Source organism: Plantactinospora sp. DSM 117369 (genome assembly GCF_053764795.1).
Genome location: NZ_CM132446.1, coordinates 7789019 through 7803212, shown reverse-complemented (window position 1 = coordinate 7803212; position 14194 = coordinate 7789019). Strand labels below are relative to the sequence as shown.

10 protein-coding genes are annotated in these 14194 nt (G+C 72.1%); 6 read left to right on the top strand and 4 right to left on the bottom strand.

Annotated features, from left to right (window positions below):
- Positions 1-54 precede the first annotated feature (54 nt).
- The 3 genes from ACSMXO_RS33175 to ACSMXO_RS33165 all read left to right on the top strand — a co-directional run bounded on the left by ACSMXO_RS33175 (position 55) and on the right by ACSMXO_RS33165 (position 4523).
- Positions 55-2091 (top strand): alpha-L-arabinofuranosidase C-terminal domain-containing protein, encoded by a 2037-nt coding sequence (locus ACSMXO_RS33175; RefSeq protein WP_455415111.1) that lies wholly within the window; start codon positions 55-57, stop codon positions 2089-2091.
- Between the two features lie 228 nt (positions 2092-2319).
- Entirely contained in the window at positions 2320-3720 is a 1401-nt protein-coding gene (locus tag ACSMXO_RS33170) for a flavin-containing monooxygenase (protein WP_346257903.1), read from the top strand.
- The gene (locus ACSMXO_RS33165) at positions 3717-4523 is read left to right on the top strand and encodes an alpha/beta hydrolase (protein ID WP_455415110.1); all 807 of its coding nucleotides are present in this window, start codon (positions 3717-3719) and stop codon (positions 4521-4523) included. Before ACSMXO_RS33170 ends, ACSMXO_RS33165 begins: the two co-directional genes overlap by 4 nt.
- A gap of 73 nt (positions 4524-4596) precedes the next feature.
- Here ACSMXO_RS33165 and ACSMXO_RS33160 read toward each other — a convergent pair whose 3' ends face one another.
- Both ACSMXO_RS33160 and ACSMXO_RS33155 read right to left on the bottom strand, forming a co-directional pair.
- Positions 4597-6012 carry an alpha,alpha-trehalose-phosphate synthase (UDP-forming) gene (locus ACSMXO_RS33160; RefSeq protein ID WP_346257901.1) on the bottom strand — a complete coding sequence of 472 codons (1416 nt, stop codon included), beginning with the start codon at positions 6010-6012 and terminating at the stop codon, positions 4597-4599.
- Between the two features lie 163 nt (positions 6013-6175).
- Positions 6176-7027, bottom strand: a complete 852-nt coding sequence (locus ACSMXO_RS33155; protein WP_455415109.1) for a DUF308 domain-containing protein — start codon at positions 7025-7027, stop codon at positions 6176-6178.
- 258 nt (positions 7028-7285) lie between these two features.
- Between ACSMXO_RS33155 and ACSMXO_RS33150 the strand changes: the two genes are divergently transcribed.
- Complete coding sequence (locus ACSMXO_RS33150; protein WP_455415108.1) at positions 7286-8017, top strand: lysophospholipid acyltransferase family protein; 732 nt, start codon at positions 7286-7288, stop codon at positions 8015-8017.
- A 41-nt stretch (positions 8018-8058) separates the two neighbouring features.
- On the opposite strand, the gene ACSMXO_RS33145 is transcribed toward ACSMXO_RS33150, so the two are convergent.
- Positions 8059-11601, bottom strand: a complete 3543-nt coding sequence (locus ACSMXO_RS33145) for an adenylate/guanylate cyclase domain-containing protein (protein WP_455419372.1) — start codon at positions 11599-11601, stop codon at positions 8059-8061.
- Between the two features lie 248 nt (positions 11602-11849).
- On the opposite strand from ACSMXO_RS33145, the gene ACSMXO_RS33140 reads away from it, so the two are divergent.
- Positions 11850-12047: a hypothetical protein gene (locus ACSMXO_RS33140; protein WP_346257898.1), complete on the top strand. Its 198-nt coding sequence runs from the start codon at positions 11850-11852 to the stop codon at positions 12045-12047.
- Positions 12048-12426: 379 nt separating this feature from the next.
- Here the strand turns inward: ACSMXO_RS33140 and ACSMXO_RS33135 are convergent, their stop codons facing one another.
- Positions 12427-13119, bottom strand: coding sequence for a Crp/Fnr family transcriptional regulator (locus ACSMXO_RS33135; RefSeq protein WP_101367233.1), 693 nt, complete (start codon positions 13117-13119; stop codon positions 12427-12429).
- A 493-nt stretch (positions 13120-13612) separates the two neighbouring features.
- Here ACSMXO_RS33135 and ACSMXO_RS33130 point away from each other — a divergent pair, with 493 nt between their 5' ends.
- Entirely contained in the window at positions 13613-14122 is a 510-nt protein-coding gene (locus ACSMXO_RS33130; protein WP_346258006.1) for a polyadenylate-specific 3'-exoribonuclease AS, read from the top strand.
- Positions 14123-14194 lie beyond the last annotated feature (72 nt).

Below are 14194 nucleotides of genomic sequence, written 5' to 3'. Positions count from 1 at the left end.
CACATCCACCAACCGGCGTCCTTCGAGACGCCGCGACGGGAGTACCTTGTCCGGGTGAATCGTCGCCGATCCCGTGCCGCGGTTGGTTTCGCCCTCTTCGTCGTACTGTTCGGGTCGGGTGTGGTGGTCCCGAGCCCGGCGACCGCGGCGACGGAGACCATCACCCTCTACGCCGGGGGTGGCGGCGACGACCAGGGGAACGTCTCCACCCTCCTGCTCGGCGCCAACCACCGGTACACGTTCGACGGTTACGGGGTGTGGGACGCGGCGGCCGGACGGCCGGTCCCGGAAGTCGCGGCCAAGGCACAGGCGATGGGCATGAGGTTGCTCCGCTGGCCGGGTGGCACCGTCGGCAACACCGTCTGGTGGAAGGGCACGATCGGCTCGAACCGGATGTGCCAGCGGGACGGCCGGGCGAGCACGCTCGGCGTCCTGGCGGACCCCGCCGACGACGTACTGCCGGCCCGCAGCCCGTCGTACGGGCTGGACGAGCACATGCGGTTCGCGGCGGCGATCGGCGCGGAAACCCAGGTCATGGTGCCGATGACGATCGGCAACCCGTTCGACGCGGCCGACCTGGTCGAGTACCTGAACACGCCGGCCGGCGACGGCATCAACCCCAACGGCGACATCGACTGGGCCGAGGTGCGCAAGGCGAACGGGCACCCCGAGCCGTACCGGGTGACCCGCTTCGAGCTCGGCAACGAGCCCTACCACGCCGACCAGCGCTACTGGATGGCGCAGAACGATCCGAGTTCCTCGACGCCGGCCAAGGCGGCCATCACCCAGTACATCAACGGTGGCGCCCGACGGATCACCGGTGAGGGCCTGGGGAAGCTGACGCTGCGCGACGCCGCGGGAAACAAGGTCTGCACGGGCTCGACGTCGGCGGTGCCCAGCGACGGCACCCCCGGCCAGACCTTCAACCTCACCTACCCGTCGGTGGTGGTCGACACGTTCGCGCTCCGCGTCGACGGCACCACCTGGCGTCGGGTGGACAGCCTGGCGACGGCCGGGCCGACGGACCGGGTCTACACGCTGCGCCCACACATCGGCGAGGTGGCGTTCGGCGACGGCAGGAACGGGGCGATCCCGCCGAGCGGGGCTTCGGTGGTCGCCGACTACACCTCCACCCATCTCGGCTTCGTCGACTTCTACCACAAGATGAAGGCCGTCGACCCGAGCATCAGCGTGTGCGCGGGCTGGGGCGCGGCGAACTTCCCGGGCTGGTTCAGCCAGCTGGCCCGGCCGGGCAGCAGGTACGACTGCCTGGCCATGCACCCGTACACGCACTTCAAGGGGCAGGGCAGGGCGGACTGGGACAGCCCGACCGAGGCCCACGACTGGCACATGCTCGGCGCCTGGGACCAGAGCGAGCAGGTGGTTGACGCCCGCGAGGCGGTCAACGCCCAGACCGGTACGCCACACCCGTATGTCGCGATCTCCGAGTACGGCGCACTGTGGGGACCCGACCAGAACAACCCCTTCCCGGAGTACGCGCACTCGATGACGCACGCGCTCTACATGGCCACCCAGTGGATCACCTGGTTGGAGCTGGGCATTCCGTGGGCTCTGGGCAACGACTTCTCCTCGCACGGCTGGTACACGTTGCTCGGTCCGCAGAACAGCGGGTTCGTCTACTCCGCCGAGGCCGTCGCGCGGGAGGCCGTCAAGCCGATGTTCGAGGCCGGGGGCAAGCGGATCCGGCACACGATCGCCGTCAATCCCATGCGCGATCCGTCCGACACGGAGCTGTGCGACGCGAACGCCCCGGCCCGGTGCCGGGAGAAGTACCACAAGCTCTGGGTCACCGCGACGCGCGGCCCCGCCGGCGCCGTCTATCTGATGGTGGTCAACCGGTCCCCGGTGGCCGGCGACTCGGTCACCGCCCAGGTCGTCGTCAACGGCTTCACCGGCAACGGCACCGCCGAGGTGCGCCAGGTGGCACCCGCCGACTTCACCGCGCACAACGACGCCCAGACACCGACCGCGGTCACCATGTCCCGGTCCACCGTCTCCGTGGACGCCAACAGCTTCAGCACGACGTTTCCGCCGTACTCGATAACCCTGCTCAAGCTGCCCCGAGCGTGACGCGCCGCGTGCGCGGGTGGGTCACCGCCGGGCGGCGACCTCGGTGACGAAGGCTCGCTAGGCAGCGGGGTCGAAGGTCAGGGCCGGGCCGGCCGGGCAACCGCGCCCAACACCAGATCCAGTCGTGCTCCCCGCACAACGGCGCGCGTTGGGCTGGACAAGGGCGGCGGCAGCCGAGAGGATTCCCCCGCACGTCGGCACTCGTGCCGGACAAAAGGAGATTCTTCGGTGTCCACCTTCAGCGACCAGGAGAGCAACGACCCGGGCGCGACCCTCTGGCGGGACGGACGCCCGGTCTACGACCGGGACGGCACCGTCTGCGTGATCGGCGCCGGGGCCAGCGGCCTCACCGCGATAAAAAACCTGAAGGAGTACGGCTTCGGCGTCGACTGCTACGAACGGGAGACCGGGGTCGGCGGGGCCTGGAACTGGCGGCACGACCGCAGCCCGGTCTACGCCAGCACCCACCTCATCTCGTCCCGCCCGCTGACCGAATATCCCGACTTCCCGATGCCGGACAGCTGGCCGGACTATCCGCACCACAGCCAGCTACTGTCCTATCTGGAGCACTACGCCGACCACTTCGACCTGCGGCCGCACATCTGGTTCGGCACCGAGGTCGTCCGGGTCGAGCCGGCCGACGGGGACCGGTGGGACGTCACCACCCGCAGTACCGGCGGCTACGGCGCCGAGCGCACCTCCCGGTACGCCGCCGTGGTGGTGGCCAACGGGCACAACTGGGCACCGAAGATGCCGGCGTACGAGGGGCTGGACGAGTTCCGGGGCAAGGTGATCCACGCGTCGGCGTACAAGGACGCCACCCAGGTACGTGGCAAGCGGGTACTGGTGGTCGGGGCCGGCAACACCGGCTGCGACATCGCGGTCGAGGCCGGCCAGCAGGCGGCCAAGTGCTGGCACTCCACCCGGCGCGGCTACTGGTACGCCCCGAAGTACGCCTTCGGCCGCCCGGCCGACCAGGTCAACGACTCGCTCGCCCCGTACCGGCTGCCGCTGCGGCTGCGGCAGTGGCTCTTCCACCGGGTGCTGAAGCTGACCGTGGGTGACCTGACCCGGTTCGGGCTGCCCCGCCCCGACCACCGGGTCTTCGAGACCCATCCGATCGTCAACAGCCACCTCGTCTACCAGCTCGGGCACGGGTCGATCACGCCGGTGCCGGACGTCGGCCGGTTCCGCCGCAACAGCGTGACCCTGGTCGACGGGCAGGAGATCGAGCCGGACCTGGTGGTCTTCGCCACCGGCTACCTGCCGCGCTTCGAGTTCCTGGCGCCCGAGCTGCTCGGCACCGACGCGTCGGGCCGACCCTCCCTGTATCTCAACGCCTTCCCCCGGCGGCATCCGACGCTCGCCGTGGCCGGCCTGCTCCAGCCGGATTCCGGCCTGCTGCCGCTGGTGCACTGGCAGGCCGTGGTGATCGCCCGCTGGCTCCGGCTGCGCGAGACGGCACCGGAACGGGCCCGCTCCTTCGCCGCCCGGGTCGACGCCGAGGCCGGCAACCGGTGGCACTCCGCCAAGGTGAAGGAGAGCACCCGGCACTGGTTCGAGATCGGGCACATCGACTATCTGCGCGTGTTGCAGCGCACCCTGGACGAGCTGGAGGTGGCGGCGTGAAGACCCGGGTCGTACGGGTGCGGGACTGGACCCGTCCGGTGCCGGCGGTGTTCCGGGAGGTACGCGCCGCCACGCCGGAGGCGCCGGAGGGCAAGCCACCCCTGTTGTTCGTACCCGGGTTCGGGCACGGGGCGTGGGCGTTTGCCGAGCACTGGCTCGAACACGCCGCGTCGCGGGCCTTCCCGGCGCACGCGGTCAGCCTGCGCGGGCACGGCGGCAGCGGTCCGGCGCCGAAGGCGACGCTGCGGGCGTACGCGCACGACGTGGTCCAGGTGGCCACCGGCCTGGACCGGCAGGCGGTGCTGGTCGGGCACGGTGCCGGCGCGCTCGTGGTGGCACACGCGCTGGCCCGCTATCCGGCCCGGGCCGGCGTGCTGGTCGCGCCGGTCTTCGGCGGCTGGGGCACGCTGGGCACCGCGCTGCGCCGCAACCCCGCCGGTACCCTGCCGGCGGTCTTCGGTGGCCGGCTGCGGCTGCACCACCGGCAGTTGTTCAGCCGGGAGCTGCCGGACGCGGCGGCCCGGGAATACACCGCGCGACTCGGCCGGGCCTCGGCCCGGGCGCAGTGGCAGTTGCTCCGGCAGCGGCCGGTCGAGCCGGCGGTGGGCAAGCCGCCGATGCTGGTGGTCGGCAGCCCGGACGACCGGGTGGTGCCGCCGGCGGCGCTGACCCGGACGGCCGGCCGGTACGGCGTCGCCCCGCTGCTCTTTCCGGGCATGGGGCACGACATGATGCTGGACGCCCGGTGGCGGGAGCCGATCGACGCGATCCTCGACTGGCTCGACAAGGACCCCGCCGGCTGACACGTCCCACGCATGATCCGGGAGCGTTGTGCTCGCCATGGCGGGCCGAACGCTCCCGGATCATCATCGCCGGTCAGGTGGGGGTGAGCCGTTGGACGAGGTGGCCGGTCTGGTCGAGCGCGGTCAGGTAGGACCGGGCCCAGGCCCGGATGTCGTTGACCCGCAACTGTCCGCGCATCGCGGTCATCCTGGCGGTCAGGTCCGCCGGGATGGCCTGGAGCGCGTGCATCAGGGTCAGCTTGAGACCCTCCAGGTCGTGCGGGTTGACCAGGAACGCCTCCGGGAACTCCGCGGCGGCACCGGCGAACTCGCTGAGCAGCAGCGCACCACCGTTGTCGACCCGGGCCGCGACATATTCCTTGGCGACCAGGTTCATCCCGTCCCGCAGCGGGGTCACCGCCATGATGTCGGCGGCCCGGTAGAGCGCGGCGAGTTCCGCCCGGTCGAACGGCTGGGTGAGGTAGTGGATCGCCGGCTCACCGACCCGGCCGAACTCGCCGTTGATCCGGCCAACCTCGCGCTCGACCCGGTCCCGGAGGACCTGGTACTGCTCGACCCGCTCCCGGCTCGGCACCGCGACCTGCACCATCACCGTGTCCCGCACCTTGACGTGCCCGGTGGCGAGCAGTTCGCTGTAGGCCTTCAACCGCTGCTCGATGCCCTTGGTGTAGTCCATCCGGTCGACGCTGAGCAGCATCTGCTGGGGATCACCGAGGTCCCGCCGGATCCGGGCGGCCCGGGCGACCACGTCCGGGCGGCCGGCCAGCGCCTCCATCTCGGCCATGTCGATGGAGACCGGGAACGCGCCGATCCGCACCACCCGGTCGTCCACGGCGATCCGCCGGTCGGTGGCGGCCAGCCCGAGCACCTTCGTGGCGAGCTGGGCGAAGTTGTGCGCCGCCTGCGGGCGCTGGAAGCCGACCAGGTCGGCGCCGAGCATCCCGAGCAGCAGTTCGGCCCGGCGGGGGAGCTGCATGAACAGCTCCGGCGGCGGGAACGGCACGTGCATGAAGAAGCCGATCCGCAGGTCGGGGCGGATGGCCCGGAGCAGGCCGGGTACGAGTTGCAGGTGGTAGTCCTGCACCCAGACCACGGCGCCCGGCTCGGCGGCCTCCGCGGCGGCCTCGGCGAACCGCTGGTTGACCCGCTGGTACGCCTCCCACCAGCGGCGGTGGTAGACGGGCTGCTCCACCGCGTCGTGGTAGAGCGGCCAGAGCGTCGAGTTCGCGAAGCCCTCGTAGTGGTCCCGTACGTCGTCGCCGGCGAGCGGCACCGTGTGCATGCGTACGCCGTCGATGTCGGCGAGCAGGGGGGCGGGACCGGTGCCGCCGGCCCAGCCCACCCAGGTCGCCGGGGTGTGTTGGAGCAGGGGATGCAGTGCGCTGACCAGCCCACCGGGGCTGCGGCGCCATTCACAGGCGCCGTCCGGCGCCACGCTGTCGTCGACGGGCAGCCGGTTGGCCACCACCACGAGGGAACTCTGTCGCAATCGGGCACCTCGTTCCGGGCGAGGCGACCACCGCGAATAGGAGCGATCGGGGTAGTCGTGAGGGGAAGGTAACTTACAGCAGTATTCCTACTGACGCGAAATTACGCGAGTGTTACGCCTTGCCTCCACGGGGTGATGAATCTCGCGATCTGGACGGCAGGGCTCAGACCACCGCTCCGTCGTCGGGGTCGTCGTCCTCCTCGTTGCCGGGCCGGAGCCGCCAGATCAGCGTCACGAAACCGGTGAGGATGCCGGCGAAGCCGAGCATGGTGACCAGGCCCCGGTCGATCGGGAGCAGGTGCGGGAAGAGGAAGAGCGCGAAGCCGGCGACGATGGCCAGCACCCCGACCACGGCGTACTTCGAGAGCCGGGGCAGCGGCGGCGGTGGCGGCGGGACGTAGCGTTCCTCCGGGTCGTCCGGCAGGTCCGCGCCGAAGGTGTCCAGCCCGTCCAGCAGCGACGGGTCGTCGGCCCGGCCGCCGACCGAGATCCCGGAGATGTCGGTGGCGGACGGCAGCCGGCGTACGGCCGGATCGGCCGGCCCCGGCAGGTCGGCTCCCGGGCGGGTGGTCGTCGTCCCGGCGGCCCGGTCGGTCGGCTCGCCGACCGCGAGGTCCTCGGCGGCCGGCCAGGACCGGCCCTCCGCCGCGACCTCGGTGTGGTAGCCGGCGACGATCCGGGCCCACTCCGCCTCCACGTCCGGGTCCGGGTCGGGGCGGGGTGCCGGGGGCTGGCCCGATGGGTCCTCGTCGGCGAGCTGGGTCAGGTAGTCCCGGGCGGTGGCCAGGAAGCTGCGGTCGACATACAGCCGGTCCACCGGGCGGGGCGGCACGGTGGTGGTCCGGGTCACCGGATTGAGGTCGGCCGAGGGTTGCAGGTAGGCGGCGATACCGCCCGCCGCCAGCACGTCGAGCAGGTGCTCGCCCAGCCGCGGGTCCACGTCGCCGGCGACGGCGTATTCCGTCGCCTCCAGCCCGTTGTCCCGCCGTCCCCGGCGGGCGCCACCCGCTGACACCCCGACACCCTCCCTACCGGCCCGTAGCGCGCCCGGCCGTGTTGCCGACCGTCGCTGCGCCGCATGTGCCGTGCAATGAATCGTGACACGGCGGGCACGGGTTGCGGGAGTGCGTTGTGGCGCGGCGTACCCGCTTCGTAGGCTTCTTGCCGACAGTTCCCGCCTGCGGCCATCGACGCCCGGCACGACGCGTACCCGTATCGTTGCCCTCCTCGGCGGCCGACGTGGGGACGCGCGGGACTCTCGGGAAGGACACTGGTGCTGTACGGGCTGATGAAGTACGTCATCCTCGGGCCCTGGCTGAAGTTGATCTTTCGGCCGCAGGTCGAGGGGAGGGAGAACGTACCCGACTCCGGTCCGGCGATCATCGCCAGCAACCACCTGTCGTTCTCCGATTCGATCTTCATGCCGCTGATGGTCAAGCGAAAAGTGACGTTCGTGGCGAAGGCCGAATACTTCACCGGCAAGGGGCTGAAGGGCTGGCTGGTGAAGATGTTCTTCGTGGGTACCGGCACCATCCCGGTGGACCGCTCCGGCGGGCGGGCCGCGCAGGCCGCGCTGGACACCCAGCTCAAGGTGCTGCGGGCCGGCAACCTCGCCGGGATCTACCCGGAGGGCACCCGCTCGCCGGACGGCCGGCTCTATCGCGGCAAGACCGGGGTGGCCCGGCTCGCGCTGGACAGCGGTGCCCCGGTCGTCCCGGTGGTGATGCTCAACGCCGACGAGATCCAGCCGCCCGGGAAGCTGCTGCCGAAGATCAAGCGGGTGAAGATCAGGTTCGGCCGTCCGCTGGACTTCTCCCGCTACGCCGGAATGTCCGGCGACCGGTTCGTCGAGCGGGCGATCACCGACGAGATCATGTACGAGCTGATGGAACTCTCCGGCCGGGAGTACGTCGACATCTACGCCCAGAAGATCAAGAACCAGCAGCTCAAGGCGACGGCCGGCGCGGTGGCCGCCGAGTCGCCCACCGACTCGCTGGCCGCCTGAGCTGAGGCCGATCCGGGGGAGAGGCGAAGGCGGCCGGTGGGTCAGGAGGCGAGCATCGGGGTGCTGGCGTTCTGGGCCGGTGGAGCGTGGCCGACCCGGAGCAGGCCGGGCACCCGGTTGCGCAGCGCGAAGCCGCGTACCTCGGCCAGCGCCACCTCGGCGGCGGGGTCGTCACCGGCCCTCGCCAGCTCACCGGCGGCGAGCGCCAGCCCGACCATCCGGTCGGTGAGGTCCGGGATCCGCGCGTAGCTCTCCGCCGCCGCGATGTAGAGCTGCCCGGCCCGGGCATGGTCGCCGTCCGCGCCGGCCAACGCGGCCGTCACGGTACGCACCGCCGCCTCCACCCAGAGCGTGGAGTGGGTGACCGCGTCCAGCATGTCCCGGACGCGTACCGCCGAGTCCCGGCCGGTGAGCGCGGCGGCGTACGAGGCGGCCGGAATCCACTCCCCGCTGGCCAGGGCCGGCACGGTCGCCCACGACTCGGCCAGCTCGTCGAGCAGCTCCGCCGCCTCCCCGGTACGCCCCTGTAGGGCCCGGCACAGCGCGCCCAGGCCCAGCATGTTCCAGTGCAACCGGTGGAAGCCGCTGCGCCGCGCGGTCTCCAGCGCGTCCGTCACGTCGTCCGGGGCGGCCACTCCGGGGCGGCCGGCGGGCACCGGCTCGTCGCGCAGCACCCGCAGGTACGCCCGCATCCCGCGGACCTGCATGTCCCAGCGGCCGGCCGGGGTGTCCACGAAACCGTCGGCCACGGTCAGCAGCCGCCCGACGTCACCCTCGTAGTACGCGCGCACCGCCTCCGCCGAGCCGCCGGTCGACAGCGCCTCGGCCTCGGCCAGCGCCGGGCAGGACGCGACCAGTTCGTCGGCGCGGATCCAGTCGCCCTCCTCGCGCATCACGTGCGAGAGGTTGCGCACCACCCGGGGCAGCACCACGAGCTGGTGGTCCTGGCAGAACCGCAGGATGGTGTGCAGCTCGTCGAGCCCGGCCCGGTCGCCGGACTGGTAACGGGCGGTCGCCACGGTGATCCGGGCGTCGGTCTGGGTCTCGACCAGGCCGAGCCGCTCGGCGATGTCGGCCGCCGCGCCGGCCGCGGCCACCGCCGGGTCGCGTTCGTAGTTGAGCATGTGCAGCCGGCCCAGCTCGGCGTAGGCGTCCGCCTTCTGCGCGGTGTCCGGCAGTGCGTCGAACAGCTCGACGGCACGGTCCAGGCAGGACAGCGCCTCGGCCCGGTCGGCCCGTAGCCAGGCAGCCTTGCCGAGCAGCGTCCAGGCCCGGGCCGCGCCGCCGGGCTCGTCGTACGCGAAGAGCCGGTCGGCGAGCGCGTGCAACTGGTCGGTGCCACCGCCGGCCAGGAAGGCGGTGCCGTCCCGGAAGTAGGAGATCTCGGTGAGCAGCAGCTCCAGGTGCAGCCGGCCGACCGGGTCGCTGTCGTCGGCCAGCCCGAGCGCCCGGCCGGCGTGGTTGGCCGCCGCGTCCAGCGCGTGCAGCGCGTACGCCCGGCGGGCCGCCCGGTGCAGCGCCTCCCGGGCCGGCGGAGCGTACCGCTCGGTGTCCACCCCGAGGGTGTGCGCGATCTCGTGCGCCGCCCAGCGGTGGTGTGCCAGCACCTCGGCCAGGTCGGTGTCCCGGCCCCGGGACATGCCGTCCAGCCAGTCCGCCGTCCGGTCGTGCCGGGCGACCCGCTCGGTCCGGGGCAGCCGCTGATAGCAGACGTCCCGGACCAGCACGTGCCGGAACCGGAACTCCGGCTGGCCGGCCATCGCCGAGGTGGCCTGCTCGTGCACGAAGTCCCGCTGCTCCAGCCGGCGCAGCGCCCGCTCCACCGACTCGACCGGCTGGCCGAGCGCCGCCGCGACCGCGCCCGGCCAGAACTGCATGCCGACCACCGAGGCGGCGAGCAGCACCATCCGGTCGGGACCGTCCAGCAGGTCCACCCGGTTGGCGATCACCGAGTGCACGGAGTCCGGCATCGCCAGGTCGTGCTGCTTCTCGAGCGACCAGCCCCGGCCGGACTGGCGCAGCGCGCCCTGCTCGATGAGCATCCGGACATACTCGTGGGCGTAGAGCGGGTTGCCGTCGGCGACCTCGACCAGCGGGCTGAGCATGTCGGTGGAGAAGGCGGCCTGGCCGAAGATGTGCCCGTAGAGCGAGGCGATGCCGGTGTCCCGCAACGGCGGCAGGGTCACGCTCATCGAGCCGGTGATGGTGCCGGCCCAGCTCGGCTCCCGGTTGACCAGCTCGGGGCGGGCGGTGCAGAGCAGCAGCAGCGGCACGTTCTGCGCGTACGCCCCGAGCAACTCGACGAAGTTCAGCATCGCCTCGTCGGCCCAGTGCAGGTCCTCGAAGACGAGTACGGTCGGCTGGCGGGCGGCGAGCGCGACCAGGAACCGCCGCCAGGCCGACTCGGACTCCTCGGCCGGCAGCGTCGGCCCCGGCAGCCCGACCACCGGGCGCAGCGCGTCCATCAACCGGTCCGCCGGCCCGGGCCCGACCAGCTCGACCAGCGCCGACTCCAGCCGGCGGGTGGCGACCGGCGCCGGATCGGTGTCCAGGATTCCCGCCTCGGCCTTGACGATGTCGGCCAGTGCGGCGAACGTGACGTTCTCGCCGAACGGCCGGCAGCGGCCGACCCGCCAGGTCAACGGCTCGTCGGTCAGCCGCTCGATGTGCCGGAACAGCTCCCGCACCAGCCGGCTCTTGCCGATGCCGGCGTGTCCGAGCACCGTCACCATCTGCGGCAGCCGGTCCCGGATGGACCGGTGCAGCGCGTTGACCAGCAGCCCCAGCTCGTGCTCCCGGTCGATCAGCGGAGTGGTGTCCGGCTCCCGGTCCGGCGGCTGCCGGTCCACCGGAGCCAGCGCCAACCACACCTCGGTCGGCGAGGAGCGCCCCCGCAGCGTCACCGGCGCCTGCTCCGAGTAGCGGATCGCGTCCCGGGTCAGCGCGTGGGTGGTGCCGCAGACCAGTACCCCGCCCGGCGGCGCCACCGACTGCATCCGGGACGCCGTGTTCACCACGTCACCGGCCACGATGGCCTGACCGCCGTCCCGGGCGGCGGCCACGTCCACCAGCGCCTCACCGGTCGCCACCCCCACCCGGAACCGCAGGTGGTCGGCACCGGTCGGGGTGAACCGGGTCAGTACCCGCTGCAACTCCAGGCCCGCGCGTACGCAGCGCAGCGGGTCGGTCTCGGTCGCCACCGGCGCCCCGAACAGTGCCATCACGGCGTCGCCGATGTACTTCTCCACCACCCCGCCGTACTGGCCGATGACCCGGCGGGCCGCCGAGAAGAAGGCGGTCTGCATGCCCCGGACCAGTTCCGGGTCGGCCCGCTCGACGTACGGGGTGAAGTCGATGAGGTCGACGAAGAGTACGCTGACCCGCCGCCGGTCCTCCTGGGACATCGGGGACGGCCGGCCGGGCTGGGCGGGCCGGGGCTTGCCACAGGCCGTGCAGAACGCGGCATCGGCGGCGAGTGGCTGGTCACACTGCGGACAGGTCGGGGTCAGCTCGGTGCCGCAGCCGCCGCAGTAGCGGTCGCCAGCGGCGGCGATCCGGCCGCATCTGGTGCAGGTAGCGGAGATGCCGTCCTCCTACGGTGTCGAAGGGACGTGCTGGCCACCTCCGGTGGTGCCGCCCGGCCGCGGCCACCGGCCGGAGGCTCCGGCGAGCCGCTGGCGGTCGCGCGGGCGGGGAGTTCGCCACCGCCGAGTATCAGCGTCCGGCCCCGGTGTCGGGAACCGGGCTGTTAGCTAGCGGACAGTCCCACCCATAGTGATCCAAGATACAGTCATTGGCGCCTACCGATCGACGATTATCAGGGAGATGGGCAATGGTGTACGTCCGACTGGAAAAGGAATGGACCGACGGTGACGGCGTCGGCCACTCCTCCGGGGACATGATCGACGTGGACGCCGCTACCCTGGCGAAGCTCCAGGCCGCCGGCATCGTCGGCGGGGAGAACCCCGACTGGCCGGGGGCGACCAGCGGTGGCAGCCGGGACACGACCAACTGGCCCGGGGCGACCTGATCGCTCGGAGCCCCGCACCTCACCGGGCGTTCCGGAAACCGTTGTCGGTCTCCGGAACGCCCGCCGTCGCTTCTGGCCCCCAACGCCCGCCGCCGTCGCTCCCCGGCCCGGAACGCCCGCCGCGCCCGTCGACCGGATACCGAACGCTTCAACCTGGACAGCGCGGCGCGGCGACCCCGACCGCTACCCGCGGCCACGCCGAACCGACCAGGGGAGGCCGGCAAGGTTCACTGTCGACGGTGCCGCCGCGCTGCGGGCCTCGATCGTGCCGCCGTGGCCGGGTGCGTTCGGTGCACGGGAGTTCCTGGGCCGGGTACCGCAACGACGGTGCTGCCGGTGGCTGTCGGGGATTGCCCGGTGCCGCCGGCCGGCGGACGGGTCAGCGCTCGGCCATGCCGGCGCGGCGACGCAGTGCCGCGACGTCGGTCACCACGATCCGCCGCCCCTCGGTACGCAGCCAGCCCCGGCTGGCGAACGACCCGATGGCCTGGTTGACGCTCTGCCGCGAGCCGCCGGCCATCTCGGCCAACTGGCTCTGGTTGAGCTCGATAGTGATCATGGGCGCCTGGCTCTCGCCGGCCAGCCGGACCAGCGTCTTGGCGACCCGACCCGGCAGGTCGAGGAAGACATGGTCGGCGTTCTGCTCGGTCAGCCGGCGGATCAGCCCGCCCAGCGACCGCATCACCGCGTCGAGGATGCGCGGATTGGAGTGCACCAGCTCCATGAACGCGCCACGGGACAGCGCCAGGGCGGTGCAGTCCTCGATGGCCTCGGCGGACGCCGACCGGGTGGAGGCGTCCAGCAGGGACACCTCGCCGAGTACGTCCGGCGGGCGGATGACGTTGAGCACCGCGCGCTCGCCGGTCGGCGCGGTGCGGAACACCGCGACCGCTCCCCGGCGCAGCACGATCAGGGACTCGCCGGGATCGTTCTCGACGAACAGCAGTTGTCCCTTGCGGTAGGTGCGGGGCACCGCCGCGGCGATCACCCGTTGGCGCACCTCGGGCTCCAGGCCGGCGAACATGTCGACGCCGGTGAGGGCGTCGCCCGGCTCAGGCAGGCGAACCTCCACGGCTCAACCCCTCCCCGGTAAATATCCCAGTTTTGCTCTCGGCCGACCCGCAACCGACCGGAGAAGCAAGGTGAAACTGATACCGGTAGGGTCCGGTAGCGGTACACATCAGATCATGACGGTCGTGTCGCTTGCTGTACACCCCTCAAATCACTTCTGTGACAGTTCTGCCGCTGACCAGCGGGCATTCTGACGTCAGATCCGCCACTGGGTGGGGACCGTACGGGGGCGTGGCGGATACGTGGGGGCGCGGGGAGCCGCGACCGGCCGGAGGGCGAGCCAGTACCGCTGGCCGGCCGCGGCGGACCCGGGTGCCGACCGGCGTGGGGGCGCCGGCCGGCCGGCAGGGAAGGGCGTGGTGATCCGCCGACACCTAGGGATCACCACGCCGACCCGCCCCGTCTGGTAGCCCGGGCGGGCGCGTCGGCGCCGAATGGTGGAAATTCCACCCCCGATTCCCGTACGGCGGGACGGATGGGCGAGGATGGCGGCGATGGTCTACCGCTATTTCTACGACTGCGAGTTCATCGAGGACGGCCGGCTCGTCGACCTCGTGTCAATCGGCGTCGTCGACGAGTACGGTCGCGAGTTCTACGCGGTCTCCACCGAGTTCGACGACTCCCGGGCGGTGCCGTGGGTACGCCGGCACGTCCTGGACAAGCTGCCCTCGCCCGGCGACGGGGCGTGGCGCTCCCGGGAGCGGATCCGGGACGATCTCTACGAGTTCCTGATCGAGCCGGTCCGGGACCGGCCGGGGGAGAAGCTGGAGCTCTGGGCCTGGTACGCGGCGTACGACCACGTGGCGCTCGCCCAGCTCTGGGGAGCCATGCCGGCGCTGCCCCGGGAGATCCCCCGGTTCACCAAGGAGTTGCGCCAGCGCTGGGAGGACCGGGGCAGCCCGCCGCTGCCGGACGCCGCGTCCGACCGGCACGACGCGCTGGTCGACGCCCGGCACAACCTCGCCCGCTGGCAGGCGATGCACGCCCGGCCGGCGCAGTCCTGAACCGGCTGAACGAGGCTCGTGATCATCCGTGCCGGACCCGGGAGCGGCTCGGTGGATGATCATGGTTATCGC

Excerpts from the sequence above, each read along its gene's own strand:
- ACSMXO_RS33130 (WP_346258006.1), top strand. The coding sequence starts at position 13,613 with ATGGTCTACCGCTATTTCTACGACTGCGAGTTCATCGAGGACGGCCGG.
- ACSMXO_RS33140 (WP_346257898.1), top strand. The coding sequence starts at position 11,850 with ATGGTGTACGTCCGACTGGAAAAGGAATGGACCGACGGTGACGGCGTC.